The sequence below is a fragment of the Myxococcus xanthus genome (assembly GCF_013116825.1).
Lineage (GTDB): Bacteria > Myxococcota > Myxococcia > Myxococcales > Myxococcaceae > Myxococcus > Myxococcus xanthus_B.
The window spans coordinates 75,353-94,930 of sequence record NZ_JABFNS010000010.1 but is presented as its reverse complement, the minus strand read 5'-3'; the positions used below and the strand labels follow the sequence as shown (position 1 = coordinate 94,930).

The window sequence follows — 19,578 nt, the reverse complement described above, 5'->3', positions numbered from 1 at the left end:
CCCCCGCCGCCAGCCCCCATCGCCAGGAGTCCTGACGCGTGGCGTGGAACAGGAGCGCCACCGCCACGGCGTTGCAGCCCGTCAGGGTGCAATCCGTCACATCGCCGAAGATGCGCCCCTGGACGAGCTGCCAGCCAAAGGGCATGGCGAGGAAGCCCGCCGCCCCCAGCACGGCCCAGAAGCGCCCGGTGGGCCTGCGCGCGATGAGGTAGATGGACACCGCCGCGGCCAGGTGCCCCAGGAGCGAGGCCAGCCGCAACGCCAGCGGCGTCACGCCCACCACGTGCATCATCAACGCGCCGAACCAGAAGGGGCCCGTGGGCTTGTGCATCCACACGTGCGCGGCCCACCAGTGGCGCGGGTCCTCGGGGAAGATAGGGTCCTTGTAGATGTGCGGCGTGAAGAAGGTGTCGTGCGTGCCGCGCGCGGCGGCCTGGTGCATCGCCTCGTCCCAGATGTAGATGGCCGGATGCGCCAGGTGAGGCGCCAGTTGGGCCAATCCCCAGACGACGAGCGCCACGATGAGCAGTCCATCGAGACGCTTTTGAAAGGCATCAAGGGGCGCGGCGACAATCGGGGCGTCGGTGCTCATCGGGGCGATGCGTGGGGATAGCACCCCAGGCCCGCCATAGCCACTTGGAGCCGTGCGTCAGTCGCGCCCGATGCCGATGTAGGTGAAGCCCTCGCTCCGGGCGAGCCGAGGGTCGAGCACGTTGCGCCCGTCGAAGATGATGGGGCGGCGCATCAATGCCCGGAGCCGCTTGAGGTCCGGGCGGCGAAACTCGTTCCATTCCGTGACGAGGAAGATGCCATCCGCGCCCTCGGCGGCCTCGTAGCAGGTGGGCGCGTACGCCACCCGGTCACCGAAGTACTGCCGGGCCACGGGGCTGGCCACCGGGTCATGGCATTGCACGCGCGCGCCCTTGCCGAGCAACCCTTCGATGAGCTCCACGGAGGGCGCCTCCCGCATGTCATCCGTCTTCGGCTTGAAGGCCAGGCCCCACACGGCGAAGGTGTGGTCAGCGAGGCTGCCGTAGAGCTTCAACGCCTTGCCGAGCAGACAGCGCTTCTGCCGTGTGTTGGTGGACTCCACGGCCCGCAACAGGTCCAGCTCCAGGCCCACTTCACGCGCGGTGGACATCAACGCCCGCACGTCCTTGGGAAAGCAGCTGCCGCCATAGCCGATGCCCGGGTAGAGGAACGCATAGCCGATGCGGCGGTCCGCGCCCATGCCCTTGCGCACCAGGTCCACGTTGGCGCCCACGCGCTCGCACAGCAGGGCCATGTCATTCATGAACGAGATGCGCGTGGCCAGCATGGCGTTGGCCGCGTACTTGGTGAGCTCCGCGGAGTGGGGGTCCATGAAGAGGACGGGGTTCTCCGTCCGCACGAAGGGGGCATAGAGGTCGCCCATCAGCTTCCGGGCCCGCTCGGACGTGGTGCCGATGACGACCCGGTCCGGTTTGAGGAAGTCGTCCAGCGCGGCGCCTTCCTTGAGGAACTCCGGGTTGGACACGACGTCGAAGGCCACGTCGGTGGTGCGCGCCACCGCGGACCGCACCCGGTCCGACGTCCCGACGGGGACGGTGCTCTTGTTCACGATGACGGTGTAGTGGCGCAGGGACCGGCCAATCTGTTCCGCGGCGACGAGCACATGCTGGAGGTCGGCGTCTCCCCGCTCCGACTGGGGCGTGCCCACGGCGATGAACACCACCTGCGCCGGCGACACCGCCTCCGGCAGGTGTTCGGTGAAGCGGAGGCGCTGTGCGGCGACGTTGCGCCGGACCAGTTCCTCCAGCCCTGGCTCGTAGAGCGGAAGCTCCCCGCGCCGCAGCGCCTCCATCTTCCGCGCGTCCAGGTCCACGCAGGTGACGTCATGCCCTGACTCCGCGAAGCAAGTCCCCGCAACGAGCCCCACATACCCCGTTCCGATGATGGCGATCCGCATGGTGCTGTCTCTCCCAGACTTCGCTAGCCCCCTCGCTCCGCCTCCAGGACGTAGTCCTCCAACGTCCGCGCCCGGTGCTCCGCGGTGTGCTCCGCCAGCACGCGCCGCCGCGCGCGCAGCCCCAGGGCCTGACGTTCCCGCTCGGGGACTTCCCGGAGGTAGCGCAAGGTCTCCGCGCCGGAGCGCGTGACGAAGAGCTCCCTCCCCGGCTCGAAGAAGGTCTCCAGCCCCGCCCAGGCGTCACTGATGATGGGCACGCCGCAAGCGGCGGCCTCGAAGAGGCGCACGCTGGGCGAATGGCCCGCCCGCACCATGTCCGCGCGGGTGACGTTCAGGGTGTAGCGCTGGGCGTTGTAGAAGGCCGGGTGCTCCGGGGGCGCCAGGTGCTCCACGCGCGTGACGTTCGCCGGCCAGCGGAGTCCTTCGGGATACTGGGGGCCCGCCACGGCGAAGCGCCCCTCGGGCCACGTCCGCGCGGCGTCCAGCATCAGCCGCTCCAGCACCGGCTGCCGGTCCTCGCTGTAGGTCCCCAGGTAGCCCAGCTCCCAGCGCGGCTCGCATGGCGCGGGGACGTGCAGCTCCGGGTCACAACTGCAGTAGAGCGGCCGCGCGGCGGGGGAACCCAGCTCCCGTTCGATGCGCTCCAGCGTGGGGCCGCCCGTGAAGGACAGGTAGAGCTGGTAGCCCGGCACCAGCTCCGGCCGCAGGTACTCGCAGGCTCCTCGCGCCAGCCGCGCGAGTGTCACCGGCGTGTCGATGTCATAGAAGGCGGTCACGCCCCGCGCGGTCCGCTGCACCCACGCGCCTGCCTCCACGCCCTGCGGGACGTAGGAGCCCACCATGACCAGGTCCGCCTCACGCACGTGTGTCGTGAAGCGCTCGGCCAGGTCGTCCAGGCTGGCGTACAGCTCGGTGCGACCGTGCGGCGGGTTTGGCAGGTCCCGGTTGGCGGCGTACCAGGGGACGTCCCGTTCGAGGAACCACACGTCGTGCCCGCGCCGCACCAGCCCACGCACCAGCCCGCGATAGGTGGTCGCATGGCCGTTGCCCCAACTGGAGGTGATGGACAGCCCGAGGATGACGACCTTCATTCGCGCGCCCTCCCCTTCCTCATGCGACGCACTCCCGCGTCGTGGTGGCGGACCCATTCCGAAGCCCCAGGGCCGCCTCCACCTGGGAGACGCGGTGCGTGTACGTGTGTCCGGCCAGCACGCGCCGGAGCGCGGCCTGGCCGATGCGCCGGGCCTCCGCGTCCGTCAGCCGGCGGACGTGCTCGGCCACCTCCTCCCCGGAGCGGGCCACGAGCACCTCGCGTCCTGGCTCCAGGAAGAGCTCCACGCCCAGGAAGGCATCGGTGATGAGGCATGCCCCCGCGCCGGCCGCCTCGAAGACACGCGTGGCGGGGGAGAAGCCGAAGCGCGCCATGCTGTCGCGGTGGATGTTGAGCACCGCGCGCGCCGAACAGTTCAGCGCATTGTGTTCGTGCGTGTAGACGTGCCCCAGGCGCGTCACGTTGGAGGGCAAGGGGCGCGCCTCCCAGCCGCTGCCCCCCAGCAGGAAGCGCGCGCCGGGCACGTGCTCCGCGGCCTTCAGGAAGAAGTCCTCCACGCGGGCTTCACGGTCCGGCAGCCGGTTGCCCAGGAAGGCCAGGTCCCCCGTGAAGCGGGCCTCCACCGGCGCAGGGTGATGCGTGGAGGGGTCCAGCGCGTTGTAGATGGGGACGCACTGGCGCGCGCCCAGCGCCCGGTAGGCGGACACCACCGGCTCGCCCCCGCCGTAGGTGAAGACGTGGTCATACCGGGGCACGAGCGCGCGGAACGGGTCATCCGGATGATGCGCCAGCCGCTCCAGCGTGGCGGGCGCGTCCACGTCCCAGAACACGACCTGGGTGCCGGGGCGCGTCAGGTCGAGCACCCGGGCCTCCAGCAGCGCATCGAACACGCCCACGCCGCTGGCCTTCACCACCACGTCCGCGTGGCGCGCCTCCTCCAGGCACCGCTCCACGTCGGCCGTTCCCTGCTCGGTGTAGACGACCACGCGCGCCCAGTCCGGGTCCGCCATGTCGCGGTGCTGCTGCCGCCCGAAGGCGTCCGGTTCGTAGAAGGTCACCCGGTGCCCTCGCGCATGCAGCGCGCGGATGAGGCCGCGGTAGTAGGTGGCCGCGCCGTTCCAGTAGGCCGAGACGAGGCTGGAACCGAAGAATGCGATGCGAAGACCCCTGCTCATGCGGTGACCCTCCCCCGTGACAACGCCCACGCCTGCGTGGCCTGGGGCACCAGAGACGCGTGGATGCGCAGCAATTCGTCCACCCGGTGCGCGCACGTGTGGCGGGCCAGCACCGTGCGGCGCCCCTGCTCGGCGAGCGCCCGGCGCAGGTCCGCGTCCGCCAGCAGCGCTCGCAGGTGGCCACACATCCGCGCGCCGGTGTCCGCGACCAGGTAGTCCCTCCCCGGCGTGAAGAGACCTTCCACGTCGCGCCACGGCGCGCTCACCAGCGGAATGCCACAGGCGAGCGCCTCGAACGGGCGGATGGTGGGGATGCCCGGCAGGGACGTGGCGTAGGGCCGCCGGGGAACGTGGACCGTCACGCGCGCCCTGGCGAAGGCCTCGGGCACCCGGTGGTTGGTCAGCCACCCCGCGTAGGTGATGCCCGCGCGCGCCAGCGCCGCTCGCGCCGCGTCCGGGTAACGCACCCCGTGCACCCGCGCCTTCAAGCCCAGCGTTTGTGCCGGGCCGAGCAGGAACTCATGCAGCTCCGCGGTGCGCTCCTCGTCACCCCAGTTGCCAATCCAGACGACGTCGTCTTCCGGGGACACCTCGGGCCGTGGGTGGAATACACGCGTGTCCGCGGCCTCGTGCCACGTCCACGCGCGCCGAGCCCAGCCCTGCTCCTGGTAGAGCCGCCGGAGGGCGCCGCCAAAGGCGAGCACGCCGTCGTAGTGGGCCAGCTCGTAGCGGGCCATCTCCTCCCGGGCGCTCACGCCCCGGTGGTGCGTGTCATGGAAGAGCAGGCGGAAGGCGTCGCTCACCTGGCGACGCTCGCCCAGGCGACGCACCAGCGCTGGCGGGTTCCACTCGTGGACGAGGACGAGCTGTGCCCCTTCCAGGGCCCGGTCCAGGTCCAGCGCCGCCAGGTCGTATCGCTCGGGCCGCACATGCGGGTAGACGCGTCGCACCTCCTCCAGCATCGCCGGGCCCTCTGGCTCCTGCAGGAGGTTGCGCAGGCTCCAGGCCTCCTCGGGCTCGAAGACGCGGACGTCGTGGCCGCGCAGGGCCAGCTCCGTCACCACGCCGCGGAGGAAGTGCGCGTTGCCGTGGTTCCAGTCCGACAGGAGCGAGTGACAGAAGAAGACGATGCGCATGCGCGGTGGCCCTTCCATCCTCAAGGCGCGCCCAGCGCGAGCCCGGCGGGGTGATGGCCCCGCCACGCCCGGAGCGTCGCGTAGAGCCGCAGGTAGTCCTCCGCCATGCGGCGTGGGGTCCAGGTCAGCGCGCGGGCACGCGCTTTCGCGGCCATGCGCTCCCGATGGGCCCCGTCCTCGAGGAGTCCTCGCAGCGCGCGGGTCAGCCCATCCAGGTCCTCCGGGTGAACGAACACCGCCGCGTCCGCCCACACCTCTCGGAGGCTGGGGATGTCGCCCAGCACCAGGGCACAGCCAGAGAGCGCGGCTTCCAGCGCGGACAGGCCAAAGGGCTCGTAGCGCACCGGCATGGCGTAGATGGCGGCGCGAGCCATCCAGGCCGCGAGTGCTTCCGGCGAGAGGGGGCCCAGCGGCTCGGTGCTCCGTGCCCGTGCCACCTTCCCGCTCCCCGGATGTCGCAGCTCGCCCGCCACGCGCACGGGGCAGGCCAGCCGGGGCGCCACCGCCTCCAGCGCCGACAGGTTCTTGGCCTCGTCCCACAAGCGGCCCGCCGCGAGGACGAACAGCTCCTTGGGCGCCGCGGTGAAGGAGTCGGCCCGGCGCGCGTTCGGGATGACGCAGGTGGGCGGCAACAGCGGTCCATAGTGCCGTTCGAGCGCGCCGAGCATCGCCGCGCTGGGCGCCACCACGCGGTCCACGGCGCGCAGGCCGCGCTGGACCTCCCGCCGGTAGCGCGCATATCGCGCTGGCGCGGGCTCCCGAAGGACCGCCTCCCACCAGGACAGGACACACGAGTGGGCCACCACCACCGAAGGCGCCCGCCAGGGCAGCGCGCCATGGGCATAGCCATTGAGGTGGATGACGTCGGGCGCCAACGCAGCCTCCAGCGCCAGCAGCCATTCCCCGGACGCGCGCACGTCCTCCCAGGGCGCGTCCATCCACTCCAGGCGATAGGTGCTCTCATGGAGGCGCAGCCCCGGGACGGCCGCGGCTTCATCCGCCTGCGGCACCGTCACGGGCTCGCCCAGGGTCGCCAGCTCCACCTGGACGCCCGCGTCGGCGAAGGCCCGGCAGAGCTCCAGCGCGTAGGTCCACACGCCCCCCACCGTGTCGGTGGTCATCAACACGCGGCGGACCGTGCGCCCTCTAGCCTGCGTAGACTTCACGCGCCCCTCCCTGCCGGGACGCCACCGGCCGCTCGAGCATCAGGGTCCGCAGCCAGTCGTGGAGCCGGTCCACGCCCTCGGCGATTCCCACCTGGGGCGCCCACCCCGTGGCGGCCTGGAACTTGCGGGTGTCGGAGACGTAGTAGCGCTGGTCCCCCGTCCGCCAATCCTCGAACTGGAGCGCGGGACTCAGGCCGGTGCGCTGCGAGATGAGGCCCAGCAACTCCAGCAGGCTCACCGTCCGCGACGGGCCGCCGCCGATGTTGAAGGCCTGCCCCTTGAGCCGTCCGATGTACTGCTGCGCCAGGCTGAGCGCGCGCACCAGGTCGCCCACGTCGAGGATGTCCCGCACCTGCTTGCCATCCCCGTAGAGCGTGAGGGGCCGGCCTTCGAGCATGCGCAAGAGGAAGTGCGCCACCCAGCCCTGGTCCTCGGTGCCGAACTGCCGGGGGCCGTAGATACAACTCATCCGGAACACCACCGTCCTCAACCCGTAGGCTCGCGCGTAGTCGAGCACGTACTGGTCCGCCGCGCCCTTGGAGCAGCCATAGGGGCTCTCGAAGTCCAGCGGGCAGGACTCCCCCACGCCGTGACCGCGCAGGCCCGCGTCCCGAGGCTCGTAGCGGCTGGGCTTCTGGACGAGCTCCACGCCCGGCATGCCGCCGTAGACCTTGTTGGTGGAGGTGAAGACGAGCGAGGCGGGCCGCTCCATGGCACGCAGCGCCTCCAGCACGTTCAGGGTGCCGCCCGCGTTGACCTCGAAGTCGGTGACGGGCACCTCCAGGCTCGTGGTGACCGCCACCTGGGCCGCGAAGTGGAAGACATGGCTGGCGCCGATGACGGCCTGCTTCACCGCAAAGGCGTCCCGTACATCCGCCGTCATCACCTCCAGCCGGGCGCCATGCCGGGCCTGGAGCCAACGCAGGTTGTGCACCACGCCGGGGCGCGTCAGGTTGTCGACGACGCGCACGGTCCGCCCCGTGGACAGGTAGTGGTCCGCCAGGTTGGAGCCGATGAAGCCGGCCCCGCCGAAGATGACCGTCCTGCCCCCTTCCACCTCCCAAGGTTCCGCCGCGCTCATACGGTCAGCCCTCGCGCATCGAGTTCCGCGCGCGCCTCCGCCACGCGGTCCGTCGCCACCTGGTCTTCGAACCACGACGACAGTTCCGTGAGCCCGTCGTGGAAGGAGACCTGGGGGACGTAACCCAGCAGGTCACGCGCCAGGGAGATGTCCGCGAAGCAGTGACGGATGTCGCCCATGCGATAGCGACCCGTCACCGCGGGGCGGAGGCCGGGGCGGCCCATCACCTCCGCGAGCGCCAGGGCCACGTCCTTCACGGTGATGGACTGTCCACTTCCCACGTTGATGACGTGCGAGTCCGCCCCCCCCGCGTCGAGCGCCAGCGCGCAGGCGTTCGCTACGTCACGCACGTTGACGAAGTCCCGCTGCTGCAGGCCATCCTCGAAGACGAGCGGCGGACTTCCATTGAGCAAACGCGCGCCGAAGATGGCGAGCACGCCGGTATAGGGATTGGAGAGCGCCTGCCGGGGCCCGTAGACGTTGAAGAAGCGCAGCGCCACGGTGGGGATGCCGTAGGCGCGGCCCAGGATGAGACACAGCCGCTCCTGGTCGAACTTCGACAGCGCATATACGGAGGAGAGCTCCGGCGGCTTGGACTCCGGCGTCGGCACGGGCGTGAGGGCTTCGCCTCCGGGGCCTTCCAGCTCCCACTTCCCATCCGCCAGCTGCTCCAGGGGCCTTTGCCCGCCGGGGACGCGCCGGCCATCTGGCGCGCGCGACAGTCCCTCCCCGTAGACACTCATGCTGGAGGCCACGACCAGCCGCTCAATCGGGCGTTCGATGAGCGCCTCCATCAACACGGAGGTGCCCAGGTTGTTCACCGCCGTGTAGTGGGCCACCTCGTACATGCTCTGGCCCACGCCCACCGCCGCGGCGAAGTGGTAGACGGCGTCAACGCCCGCCAGGGACTGGCGGACCACGTCCCCGTCACGCACGTCGCCCACCACCAGCTCCACGTCGGTGGACAGGTACTCCGGGCGTCGCCGCGCATCACCGTGGACCTGGGGCACCAGCGCATCCAGGACCCTCACGCGGTGGCCGCGCGCCAGGAGCGCGTCCGCCAGATGCGAGCCAATGAAGCCCGCGCCGCCCGTGATGAGAATCTGTCTTTGCCTCATGTCGCCCCCCGGCGCACGCAGGCAGTCGATGTTCATCACCACCGCCATGCATTGATGAAGGTAGCCACCGCACCTGTTGGTGCTAGCCATCTGCTACCGACGTTCATCCCGGTCAGGCGCCTGCACGCGCCCCAGCATCATCCGAGCTGGCGCCCAGGGGAGCGGCCCCCTCACGGCCGCACGAGGGCCGCCGAGGCGACGAGCCCTACGCGGCCACGGGCGTTAGGGGCGAAGGGGGCAACTCCGGGAGCAGGCCGCGCGTCTGCTTGCGCACCAGCGACGCGTAGTAGCCGTCACGGCGCATCAACTCCGCGTGCGAGCCCTCCTCGATGATGCGGCCGTCCTTGAGCACCAGGATGCGGTCCGCGTTCACCACCGTGGAGAGCCGGTGCGCGATGGCGAAGGTGGTGCGGCCCTTCATCAGCTCGCCCAGTGCGTCCTGCACCAGGGCCTCGCTCTCCGCGTCGAGCGCGCTGGTGGGTTCGTCGAGGATGAGGATGGGCGGGTCTGTCAGGAGCGAGCGGGCAATGGCGATGCGCTGCCGCTCGCCCGCGGACAACCGGTTGCCGCGCTCCCCCACCAGCGTGTCGTAGCCCTGAGGAAGTCCCAGGATGAACTCATGCGCGTGGGCCGCGCGCGCGGCGGCCTCGATTTCCGCGTCCGTGGCCTGGGGACGCCCATAGGCGATGTTCCCCCGCACGCTCTCGTTGAAGAGCAGCGCGTCCTGGAGCACCACGCCGATGTTGCGCCGCAGCGACAACTGCTTGAGCGTCCGGATGTCGCTTCCGTCAACGCGCACGACGCCCTGGTCCGGGTCATAGAAGCGGCACAGCAGGCTCATCAGCGTCGTCTTGCCCGCGCCGCTGGGCCCCACCAGGGCCACCGTCTCCCCACGCCGGACGTCCAGGGAGATGCCGTTGATGAGCGGCCGGCCCGCGCCGGAGGGATAGGCGAAGTGGACATCCTCGAACGTCACGTCACCACGCATGTGCGTGATTTCGTGCGCGTCCGGCGCGTCGCCCAGCGAGTCCTGCGCGTCGAGGATGGAGAACACCTGCCGGATGGACACCGAGGCCGTCCGCAGCGTCTTGTACACGCCGCTGAGCCCCTGCACGGGGCCGAAGAGCCCGCCGATGTAGCCCAGGAAGGCCACCAGGGTACCGACGGTGAGCTGCCCCTTCATCACCAGGAGGCCGCCCATGCAGATGGACGCCACTCGCGCGACGAGCACGGTGGTGTTCTGCCCCGCCGTCACCGCCGAGTCGAACGCCACACCCCGGGTGACGACGGTATTGGCGTCACGCACGCCATGCAGGAAGCGCTGCTTCTCCCGCTCCTCCATGGCGAAGCTCTTCACGGTGATGATGCCGGAGAGCACCTCGTTGAAGCGGGCGTAGATTTGCGTCCACCGCTCCAGCAGCGACTCCTCGCGCCGGGCCTGCACGGGCGCGGCGCGCCGGGCGATGAGCACCGGGAGCGGCGCGAAGGCCAGGGCCAGCAATGCCAGGCGCCAGTCGAGCTGGAGCATGACGCCCACCGCGATGCACAGGTACACCGCCGCGGGGATGACGTTGAAGGTGAGCTCGGTGATGGCGCCCACGAAGCCCTGGAGCCCGCGGTCCATCCGCGTCATCAGCGCGCCCACGCCCTCCTGCCGGTGAAAGCTCAGCGGCAGCCGGTGCAGCCGCGACACGGTGGCCTCGTTGAGGGCGAAGTGCACCTGGATGCGGGTGCGCCAGGTGAGCCAGTTGGACGCGGCGCCCAGCCCTTCCCGCGCGAGCCCCATGAGCACCAGCAGGCCCACGCCCATCAGCACCGGCTTCGTGGCGTCCTCGCTGCCCAGCTGGTCGAAGATGCTCTTGAGGACCAGGGGCTCCAGGGCGCTCAGGCTCGCGGAGGTCAGGACGAGGAGCAGGATGAAGACGATGGTGCGACGGTAGGGCCGCAAGTAGCCCAGCGCTCGCCACATCGCGCCGCGTGAGACGGGAGGGGTCTGCATGGTCAGGCGAGGAACGGTGTTTCAGTCCCACACCTTCCGGTGTGCAGACAGAGCCCGACACCTCCGCGTCTCGGGAGACGGGCATGCGAACGCTCTCAGGCGTAGAGCCTGTCGAGCGTCTCCGCGACCTGGATGAGCTGCTCGTTCTCCGGCGTGAAGCGCTGGCCTTGAGCCAGGCGGGTGGCCCAGTCCACGGCGGCCCGCCCGCCCCAGCCATCTGGCGGGTCGGCGAGCCGCTCACGCCCGGTGCCCCGGAAGGCGTCCGCCGTGAAGTCGTAGAACGAGCCATTCACGTTGCGGAACGACACGCCCCCTTCCGTCCCGTAGAACGACGCTTCAATCACCGCGTCGCAGCCCGCCGACAGCTTCCAGGAGCAGGCGAGCTGGACGGCGGTGCCTCCCTCCAACTCCAGCAGGGCGGCGGCGTAGTCTTCCACGCCCTCCCCCCGGCCCCGCAGCGGCCGTCCCTGGGCGAAGCGTTGGCTGCTCACCCGGCGGACGGCGGGGAAGTCGAGCACCCACAGCGCCAGGTCCACCAGGTGGATGCCCAGGTCCATGACGCAGCCGCCCCCGGCGAGCGACGCGTCGTAGAACCACGGTTTGTCCGGGCCGTAGGCATTGTGGAAGACGAGGTTCACCGCGTGCACGTGCCCCAGCGCGCCCGACTGGTGGTGCGCGCGGAGCCTGCGCAGCCCTTCCGCGTAGCGGTAGCTGAAGTCCACGCCGAGCAGCACGTCCGACCTCCGCGCCGCCTCCACCACGCGCCGGACCTCGTGGGCCGTGCGGCCCAGCGGCTTCTGGCAGAACACGGCCACGCCGCGCTCCAGCGCCTGGATGGACTGCTCCGCGTGAACGGCGCTGGGCGTGGCGATGACCACGCCGTCGGGTGAGAGCGCGAGCAGCGCGTCCAGGGAGTCCACCCGCTCACACCCCGGCGCGAGCGCCCGCGCGGCTTCCGCGGCGGCCTCCGAGGGGTCCGCCACGCCGATGACGTCCACCCGGGCCTCGTTCACCAGGGCCTGCATCCGGTGGCGTCCAATCCAGCCCACGCCGAGAAAGCCCAGCCGGGGGCGCCGCGTCACGGGAGCGCTCATGGCGTGACCAGGGCCTTGAGGAAGCCATCCGGCCGGGAGCGCAGGGCGTCGAAGGCGCGGTCGAGCTCCTCCAAGCGGAACTGGTGGGTGAAGAGGGGAAAGGGGTCCAGCGCGCCGGAGGCGACGGCGTCCACGGCGAGCCGGATGCCCTCCACGTAGACGCGTGGGTCGCGTTCGTGCGCGTTGATGACATCCAGGCCGCGCCAGTTCCACAACTGCATGTTCACCTGCCGGGGCCCGTCCTGGTGATAGCCAGCGATGACGAGCCGGCCCCGCTCCCGCGTGAGTTCGCCCGCGAGGTCGAGCGGCCACTGCGAGCCCACGGCCTCGATGACGCGGTCGCAGAAGGCGCCGCCGGTGAGGGCCTTCACGCGGCCGATGATTCGGCCATGGTCATCCATGGGGATGCACTCGGCGGCGCCGTAGGCCCGCGCCAACTCCAGCGAGAAGGGACGCCGGGAGATGGCGAGGACCCGCGCGCCCGCGTTCGCCGCGAGCCGTGTCACCACCGCGCCCAGGAAGCCGATGCCGAGGATGGCCACCGTCTGCCCCGCCTGGATGTCGCCGCGGCGGAAGATGTTCATGGCGCAGCCCAGCGGCTCTCCCGGAAAGGGCTTGCCCGCGAGCGAGGACGGAAGCACCACGGCCGACGACGCCTCCACCACGTCGTACTCCGCGAAGGCCGCCGAGGAGAGCGTGGCCACCCGGTCTCCCACGCGAAGGTCCGCCACCCCGCTCCCCACGGCATCCACCACGCCCCAGCCTTCGTGTCCGGGCGCCCCGGGCTTCATCGGATAGCGGAACCAGTCACGGCCCTCCCAGGTGGGAAGGTTGGAGCCGCACACGCCACAGCCCTCCAGCCGCACGCGTATGGCGCCAGGGCCGGGCTCGGGCCGGGCGATGCGGTCCACCCGTGTCCCCCCAGGCCCCGTGACCACCGCGGCCCTCATCATTCCGTCCGACATCGCGTCCTCCCGTCCCTGTCCCACTCCGCGTTCTGCGCCGCCAGCCTGGACACCATGTGTCGGGGGCCCGGCGCGCGGAAGGGCCGCTTGCCCGGCCGCGCCGGACGTCGTCGTGGGAGCGCGGACACCTATCTTCCTTCTCGAAGGCGCAGGCGAAGAGGAGGCAGCCGTGCTGGGAAGGACACCGGAGTGGGAGCTCAACCTGGACGCCGTGACACCGTCGCTCGCCGTGGGCGGGCGCTATCCCATGGAGGCCGCGGCCTACCTCGCGGGACAGCTTGGCATCCGCTCCGTGGTGGACGTGCGGGTCGAGGACTGCGACGACGAGCGGGTGCTTCGCCAGCACGGCATCACCCTCCTCCACCTGCCCACGCAGGACATGCAGGCCATCCGGTTGCCCATGATTCACGACGGCGTGGCCTGGGTCCGCGCGCGGCTGGCGCGGCGGGAGAAGGTGCTCATCCACTGTGAGCACGGCATCGGGCGCAGCGCGCTGCTGGCGCTGTGCGTCCTCGTGGAGGGGGGCCTGGCCCCCATGGAGGCGCTGTCGCTCGCCAAGGACCGCCGGAACCTCGTGTCACCGAGCCCCGAGCAGCTCACGGCCTTCATCGCGTACACACAAGCGCTGCGCGCGTCACGCGAGGTGCCCTGGGAGGTGCCCGAGTTCGATGCGCTCGCGGCCATCGCCTACCGCCACCTGCGCCAGGGCTGAAGGATGCTCGTCTACGGGAGCGCCGTGAAGGACGCGTCACCCCGGGAGCTCCTGTCGGCGCTCCATGCGCGCCTGCGGCAGTGGGCGGTGATGGCGCCGGGGCTGGACCGACATGCCGCGCTGGTCGCCCTGTTCATCGACTCGGGCTCGCTGGCGCAGGGCGTGCTGGACCGCGACTTCGCGGAGCGGCGGCGCGACGACCCCGGGCCGCTCGGCGCGGCGTGCGTCGCGCTGCCCTTCGTGCTCGCGCAGGCGCTCCAGCGCTCCTGGGAGACAGGCTTCGCGTCCGTGCCTCCGGTCCCCACGGCCCCATTCCAAGCGCTGGGCCGGTTGCCGCTGCCGGAGCGCGTGGGCCTCTCTGTGCCCGAAGGCTACGCCTACCACGCGCTCTATCCAGAGCAGTACCTGGAGGCCGCGAAGGCGCTGCATCCCCCAGCGCCGCCCCTGGTGGTGGGCATCCGAGGCATCGGCGCGAGTCTGGCGTGCGCGGTGGCCGCCGCGATGAAGGCGCCGCCGCCCCTCACCGTCCGGCCCACGGGGCACCCGTACCAGCGCGTCTGCAGCCTGGGGCCCGGCCTGGCGCAGGAGCTGCTGGCGCGCGCCGCGAACACGGACGTGGCCATCGTGGACGAAGGGCCCGGCCTGTCAGGGAGCTCCTTTGGCGCGGTGGCGGACTTCCTGGAGGACCACGGCGTTTCAGCGCGGAGGCTGTGCTTCTTCCCCAGCCACGCGGGCGCCCCCGGCCCCATGGCCAGCGAGCGGCACCGGACCCGCTGGGCCCAGGCGCGGCGGCACCTGACGGAGTTCGATGCGCTGTTCCTCCAGCCGGGCGACGCCCGGTGCCTCCTGGCCCGTTGGTGCGAGGACCTCACGGGCCGGGCGCACCGCCGCCTGGAGGACCTGGGCGCGGGTACATGGCGGCGCCTGCTGTTTCCAGACGCCCGTGAGTGGCCTCCGGTGCACGTCCAGCAGGAGCGGCGCAAATACCGGGTCACCACGCCGCGCGGCGTGTTCCTCCTCAAGTTCGCGGGCCTCGGAGGTTTCGGTGAGCACCGGCTGCGGCGTGCCCGGCAGCTCTCCCAGGCGGGCTTCACGCCACCGGTGGAGGGACTGCGGCACGGCTTCCTGGTGCAGCGGTGGATGGAGGGCGCACGGCCGCTGTCCCGGGTGCCGGAGTACGAGCGCCAGGCGATGGTGGCCCAGGTGGGCGGCTACCTCGGCTTCCGGGCCCGGCACTTTCCCGTGGATTCGCTGGAGCGAGGCGCGTCCGTGGCCGCGCTGCTCGACATGGCCCGCTACAACACGGCGCGGGTCCTGGGCGAGGCGTCCTGTGTCCGCGAGCTCGATGGATGGAGCCGGCACCTGGGCACGCTCGCGCGTGAGGTCCGCCGCGTGGAGACGGACAACAAGCTCCAGCCGTGGGAGTGGCTGGTGCTGGCGGGCGGGCGGCTGCTCAAGGCGGACGCGGTGGACCACCACGCCGGTCATGACTTGATTGGCTGCCAGGACGTGGCCTGGGACGTGGTGGGCGCCGCGGTGGAGCTGGGGTTCGACGTCCAGGCGGAGGCGCGGCTCGCCGAGCACGTGGCGAGGGCCAGCGGCCGTCCCGTCAGCGAAGGGCTGCGGGCATTCTACAGGCCCTGCTATCTGGCCTTCCAGGTGGGCCACCACCTGCTGGCCGCCACCGCGCTGGCGGAGACGGCCCCCGAAGAAGCCAGCCGCTTGCGGCGCGCGGCGGAGCGCTACGCCGCCCTGCTGCGCGCCTGACGAGCGTCACTGCGCATACCGGCGCGTCATCCGCGCGCAGAAGTCCGCGAACTCCTCCACCTGCTGGGGCGGACTCGTGTGGTGGTCCTTGAGGCCGCGGGAGCCGGGGGTGAAGCAGTACGTCAGCGTCACGTCGAAGCCGTCGAGCGCGCGCATCTGCCGGTCGAACCACGCCTCGGCGCCGGGCCGGTGGCTGTCCGCCCAGCTCAGGCCCGTGCGCAGCTTGCGCACGCCCATCTTCCGCAGCCAGGCCACGGCGTCATCCAGCCGGTGGTCCTCGAAGTGGAACCACTGGCAGATGCCCAGCCGGGGCGTGTAGTCCGCGAAGTGGCGCATGGCCCGCTTGGGCGTGCCGTCCTCGCGCAGCAACCCCATGTAGAAGTGCCGGTAGTACGACGAGCCCTCCGCCTCGCGGTGGCGTGTCGTCGCGGGCCAGGCCCTGGGCAGGTCGAAGAGGCTGTACCAGTGCACGCGGTCCACCTGCCCCAGAAGGAGCTCGGCGGTGCGACGCAGGCCGAACTCCTGCACCTCCTCCGCGCCGAAGGTGGACACGCCCACCTCCGTCACCCAGACAGGGTGACGCGACACGGCGCGAATCTCCGCCAGGCGTTCGGGCCATTCGTCGAGTTGCCAGTGGTTCCAGTCGAGCGGGAAGCCATGCACCGCGACGACGTCCACCTCGTCCAGGGCGCCCTGCGCTTCCATGCGGCACAGGAAGGACGCGTCGATGGGCGCCATCCCCCCCAGCACGCGCGGCAGCCGGGAGTTCTCCGCGCGCACCGCGGCGCCCGCCAGCCGCACCATCCGGGAGAAGATGGCCCAGTCGGCATCCAGCCCGAAGTCCCAGTGCGACATGTTGTTGGGTTCATTCCACAGCTTCACCGCCTCAATCATTGGAGCACCTCCGGGCGCGTGCCGCGTCGGCACAGGTAGATTTCCCGGGCGGGCCGCTCGAGCAATTCGAAGCCGGCGGAGCGGAGCATGGCCTCCGTGCACGCCGCATTGGGCACCCACCAGTTGGTGGGGTCTCCGGCATAACGGCGTTCTATGAAGTGCAGCTTCGGGAAGTCCGGCCGGTCGAAGACGGCGTGCGCGGAGATGGGGTAGTCCGCCGCCACCGGCCCCACCTGGGTGCTGCCCCGCTCCATCGTCTGGAAGATGAGCAGGTCCCTCACGACCTGCTCATGGAGCAGGTCCAGCGCGAGCAAGGGATGGCGCAGGTGGTAGAGCACGCCCATGAAGAGCACGACATCGAACTTCTCGCCCAGCGCGCCCGCTTCGTACACGTCGAGCTGATGCAGCTCCACGTCCACCCCCAGCACCCGGGTGGCGAAACGGGCCTGGGCCAGGTAGCGCGCGTCTGTGTCGATGCCCACCACGCGGGCCGCGCCCCGCCGCTTCATCTCGATGCTGTAGAAGCCCCCGTTGCAGCCGATGTCGAGCACGGACTTGCCCGTCAAATCCCTGGGGAAGGCTCGCTGGAAGGTCCGCCAGAACACGGCGGGGAAGTCTCCCAGGGGATGCCGGGGTGCCGTCTGCACGCCATGCAGGTCCAGGTTGTGGAACCAGTCACCCAACGAATGCACCTGGTGTTGAAGCTGCTCGGCCGTCAACTCGGACGGGGTCATGACGCCTCCGTCATGCAGGGGGAATCCATGACGAGGGTGCGCAGCACGCAGGAACTTTCCAAGTAAGGCCGGGCGCAAGGCCCGTCGCCTGTCGAAGCCCCCGGAGACGCGGCACTACCTTTCAGGCATGTCCTTGTGGCGGGTCCTGTTCGGCAGGCCCATTCCGAACGAGCGAGCGGAAGGGGAGAGGATTGGCCCGCTGACAGGCATCCCCGTGCTCGGGCTGGACGCGCTGGCCTCCGCGGCCTACGGGCCCGAGGCCGCGCTCACCGCCATGCTCGTGCTGGGCAGCGCCGGGCCGCGGTACATCGGCCTGCTCACCGGCATCATCGTCGCGCTGCTGCTCGTGGTGCAGTTCTCCTACCGGCAGACCATCGCCGCGTATCCCGACGGCGGCGGCTCGTTCTCCGTGGCCCGCGCCAACCTGGGCGTGAAGCCCGCGCTGCTCGCGGCCTCCGCGCTGGCGTTGGACTACGTGCTCAACGTCGCGGTGGCCATTTCCGCTGGCGTGGGCGCGCTCGTCTCCGCCATCCCCAGCCTGTTCCCCCACTCCCTGCTCCTGTGCCTGGTGCTGCTCGGCTTCATCACGGTGGTGAACCTGCGAGGCATCCGGACCGCCGGCTCGGCCTTCCTGCTGCCCACCTACCTGTTCGTCGGCTGCCTGGGCATCACCCTGCTCATCGGCGTCTGGAAGGTGCTCACGTCCGCTGGCAGCCCCGTGCCCGTCGTCGCCCCGCCCCGGCTCCCGGAGAGCACGGCCGTGGCGAGCCTCTGGCTGTTGATGCATGCCTTCGCGAACGGCTGCACGGCGATGACAGGCATCGAGGCCGTCAGCAACGGCGTGCCCATCTTCCGCGAACCCCGCGTGCGCAACGCGCGCCGGACGTTGCTGGGCATCGTGAGCATCCTGGTGATGCTGCTCTGCGGCGTGGCGTGGATGAGCCACGCCTATGACATTGGCGCGACCGCGCCGGGCCAGGCCGGCTACCAGAGCGTGCTTTCCCAGGTCGTGGCCGCCGTCACCGGGCGCGGCGTCTTCTACTACGTGACGCTGGCGGCCATCGTCTGCGTGCTCTGCCTGTCCGCCAACACGAGCTTCGCGGACTTCCCCCGCCTGTGCCGCGCGCTGGCGCTCGACAGCAACCTGCCTCCGGCCTTCGCCCACGTGGGCCAGCGCCTCGTGTATTCCACGGGCATCATCACCCTGTCCCTGCTGGCCGCCGTGCTGTTGGTGGTGTTCAACGGCGTGACGGACCACCTCATCCCGCTGTTCGCGGTGGGCGCGCTGTCCGCCTTCACCCTGTCCCAGCTCGGAATGGTCATCCACTGGCGGCGCATGAGCGGACGCGGCACGCGGCGGTTCCAATGGGTGAATGGCGTGGGCGCGGCCTGCACCGCCCTGGCGCTGGCCGTGGTGGCGACGGCCAAGTTCGAAGAGGGCGCCTGGATGACCGTCGTCTTCATTCCCCTGACCTACGCCCTGCTCCGGACCTTTCGGCGCCACGCCGAGCGCATCCACGCCGCCACCGAGACGCCCCACCCCATCCCCGTGCAGCCGCTCGCCGCGCCCGTGGTGGTGGTCCCCCTCCGGCGCCTGGACCGGGTGGCGCAGAAGGGCCTGCGGCTGGCCCTGTCCATGTCCCCGGATGTGTACGCCGTGCAGGTCCGAGGACAACCGGACGCCCCGGAGCAATTGGCGCAGCGCTGGGAGTGGCAGGTGGCCGCGCCCCTTCGGAAGGCGGGGCGGCCCGTGCCACGGCTGGACGTGCTCGTGCCGACCTACCGCCAGGTCGTGGACCCGTTGCTGGGCTACGTCCACAAGCTCGCCGCGGAGCATCCGGGCCGGTTCATCGCCGTGCTGGTGCCAGAGCTCGTCGAGCGCCGCTGGCACCACTTCATCATCCCCAGCCACACCGCCACGCTGTTGAAGATGATGCTCCTGGTCCGCGGAGGGCCCCGCATCGTCGTCATCAACACGCCCTGGTACCTGCGCGAGCCGTCGGGCCGGAAGAGACGCCTCGGACGCGGTTCTTCATGCCGCGAATGAACCGCTGGAAGGAGCGCGAGGACCAGGCCCCCTGAGCAGCGGGACTACAGCAGCTTCTGCCCCAGCACGTCGAACGCCTCCAGGTCGCTCGCGGCGGCGGGGCTGGCCCGGTAGTCCTCCGCCAGGAGGGTCCAGAGCATGACGTCGCGCCACGAGCCATCAGCGGCCTGGAGACGCTGTCGCAAGGTGCCTTCGTGGGTGAAGCCCAGCTTGCGGGCCACCGCGACGCTCGGCACGTTGAGCGAGTCGCAGTGAATCTCCACCCGGCGCAGGCCATCCAGCTCGAACGCGACCCGGACGAGCGCCGCCGCCACTTCGGTCGCGAGCCCCTGACCGGCGTGCTGGGCCGCAATCCAATACCCTATCTCCCGGCCCCCCTCGCCCACACGAGGATGCAGCCCGCAGCCGCCCAGGACCTCCGTCCCACCCCGGTCGAACACGGCATAGGTGAAGTCCTGTCCCAGGTCGAAGCTCCCGCGAAACCGCCGCAGGACGGCGGCCTGCTGCTCCACGCTGATGGGGTAGTGCCGCGCCCAGTCCAACCAGGGGCGCAGGTGGTCCAGGCTGGCGTCGATGGCGCGGAGCGCACGCGCGGCATCAGCGGGTGACCAGCAGCGGAGCAGGGTTCGTGCTGTCTGGAGGGTGTACGCAGGCCCGAAGGCAGTCGGAGTCATGACGAACCAGTGGAAGT

At 70.9% G+C, this 19,578-nt stretch carries 17 protein-coding genes; 3 read left to right on the top strand and 14 right to left on the bottom strand.

Going from position 1 to position 19,578, the window contains the following annotated elements:
• The 11 genes from HNV26_RS04995 to HNV26_RS04945 form a co-directional block, all read right to left on the bottom strand.
• A partial coding sequence (locus HNV26_RS04995; protein ID WP_171452767.1) for an ArnT family glycosyltransferase occupies positions 1-592 on the bottom strand: 592 nt, incomplete at its 3' end.
• Positions 593-649: 57 nt separating this feature from the next.
• Positions 650-1,948 (bottom strand): UDP-glucose dehydrogenase family protein, encoded by a 1,299-nt coding sequence (locus HNV26_RS04990; protein ID WP_171440258.1) that lies wholly within the window; start codon positions 1,946-1,948, stop codon positions 650-652.
• Between the two features lie 23 nt (positions 1,949-1,971).
• On the bottom strand, positions 1,972-3,039 hold the full coding sequence (locus tag HNV26_RS04985) for a CgeB family protein (RefSeq protein ID WP_171440257.1): 1,068 nt from the start codon (positions 3,037-3,039) through the stop codon (positions 1,972-1,974).
• Positions 3,040-3,058: 19 nt separating this feature from the next.
• Entirely contained in the window at positions 3,059-4,174 is a 1,116-nt protein-coding gene (locus tag HNV26_RS04980) for a CgeB family protein (protein WP_171440256.1), read from the bottom strand.
• Positions 4,171-5,310 (bottom strand): CgeB family protein, encoded by a 1,140-nt coding sequence (locus HNV26_RS04975; protein ID WP_171440255.1) that lies wholly within the window; start codon positions 5,308-5,310, stop codon positions 4,171-4,173. The genes HNV26_RS04980 and HNV26_RS04975 overlap by 4 nt, the downstream gene beginning before the upstream one ends.
• Positions 5,311-5,330: 20 nt before the next feature.
• Positions 5,331-6,476: a glycosyltransferase family 4 protein gene (locus HNV26_RS04970; RefSeq protein ID WP_366816756.1), complete on the bottom strand. Its 1,146-nt coding sequence runs from the start codon at positions 6,474-6,476 to the stop codon at positions 5,331-5,333.
• Positions 6,457-7,557 carry an NAD-dependent epimerase/dehydratase family protein gene (locus HNV26_RS04965; protein ID WP_171440254.1) on the bottom strand — a complete coding sequence of 367 codons (1,101 nt, stop codon included), beginning with the start codon at positions 7,555-7,557 and terminating at the stop codon, positions 6,457-6,459. The genes HNV26_RS04970 and HNV26_RS04965 overlap by 20 nt, the downstream gene beginning before the upstream one ends.
• Complete coding sequence (locus HNV26_RS04960) at positions 7,554-8,723, bottom strand: NAD-dependent epimerase/dehydratase family protein (protein ID WP_301338434.1); 1,170 nt, start codon at positions 8,721-8,723, stop codon at positions 7,554-7,556. The genes HNV26_RS04965 and HNV26_RS04960 overlap by 4 nt, the downstream gene beginning before the upstream one ends.
• Positions 8,724-8,880: 157 nt before the next feature.
• Positions 8,881-10,674: an ABC transporter ATP-binding protein gene (locus HNV26_RS04955; protein WP_141590180.1), complete on the bottom strand. Its 1,794-nt coding sequence runs from the start codon at positions 10,672-10,674 to the stop codon at positions 8,881-8,883.
• 95 nt (positions 10,675-10,769) lie between these two features.
• Positions 10,770-11,768 (bottom strand): Gfo/Idh/MocA family protein, encoded by a 999-nt coding sequence (locus tag HNV26_RS04950; RefSeq protein WP_171440253.1) that lies wholly within the window; start codon positions 11,766-11,768, stop codon positions 10,770-10,772.
• Positions 11,765-12,733, bottom strand: coding sequence for an MDR/zinc-dependent alcohol dehydrogenase-like family protein (locus tag HNV26_RS04945; RefSeq protein WP_171440252.1), 969 nt, complete (start codon positions 12,731-12,733; stop codon positions 11,765-11,767). The genes HNV26_RS04950 and HNV26_RS04945 overlap by 4 nt, the downstream gene beginning before the upstream one ends.
• A gap of 247 nt (positions 12,734-12,980) precedes the next feature.
• Here HNV26_RS04945 and HNV26_RS04940 point away from each other — a divergent pair, with 247 nt between their 5' ends.
• The gene (locus HNV26_RS04940; RefSeq protein WP_253816243.1) at positions 12,981-13,445 is read left to right on the top strand and encodes a protein-tyrosine phosphatase family protein; all 465 of its coding nucleotides are present in this window, start codon (positions 12,981-12,983) and stop codon (positions 13,443-13,445) included.
• 3 nt (positions 13,446-13,448) lie between these two features.
• Positions 13,449-15,212, top strand: coding sequence for a hypothetical protein (locus HNV26_RS04935; RefSeq protein WP_171440251.1), 1,764 nt, complete (start codon positions 13,449-13,451; stop codon positions 15,210-15,212).
• A gap of 6 nt (positions 15,213-15,218) precedes the next feature.
• Here HNV26_RS04935 and HNV26_RS04930 read toward each other — a convergent pair whose 3' ends face one another.
• Positions 15,219-16,106: a glycoside hydrolase 5 family protein gene (locus tag HNV26_RS04930; RefSeq protein ID WP_171440250.1), complete on the bottom strand. Its 888-nt coding sequence runs from the start codon at positions 16,104-16,106 to the stop codon at positions 15,219-15,221.
• Positions 16,103-16,840 carry a TIGR04290 family methyltransferase gene (locus tag HNV26_RS04925; RefSeq protein WP_171440249.1) on the bottom strand — a complete coding sequence of 246 codons (738 nt, stop codon included), beginning with the start codon at positions 16,838-16,840 and terminating at the stop codon, positions 16,103-16,105. Before HNV26_RS04925 ends, HNV26_RS04930 begins: the two co-directional genes overlap by 4 nt.
• A 127-nt stretch (positions 16,841-16,967) precedes the next feature.
• Between HNV26_RS04925 and HNV26_RS04920 the strand changes: the two genes are divergently transcribed.
• Positions 16,968-18,887: an APC family permease gene (locus HNV26_RS04920; protein ID WP_171440248.1), complete on the top strand. Its 1,920-nt coding sequence runs from the start codon at positions 16,968-16,970 to the stop codon at positions 18,885-18,887.
• A gap of 44 nt (positions 18,888-18,931) precedes the next feature.
• Here the strand turns inward: HNV26_RS04920 and HNV26_RS04915 are convergent, their stop codons facing one another.
• Positions 18,932-19,561: a GNAT family N-acetyltransferase gene (locus HNV26_RS04915; protein ID WP_171440247.1), complete on the bottom strand. Its 630-nt coding sequence runs from the start codon at positions 19,559-19,561 to the stop codon at positions 18,932-18,934.
• Between the last annotated feature and the right edge of the window lie 17 nt (positions 19,562-19,578).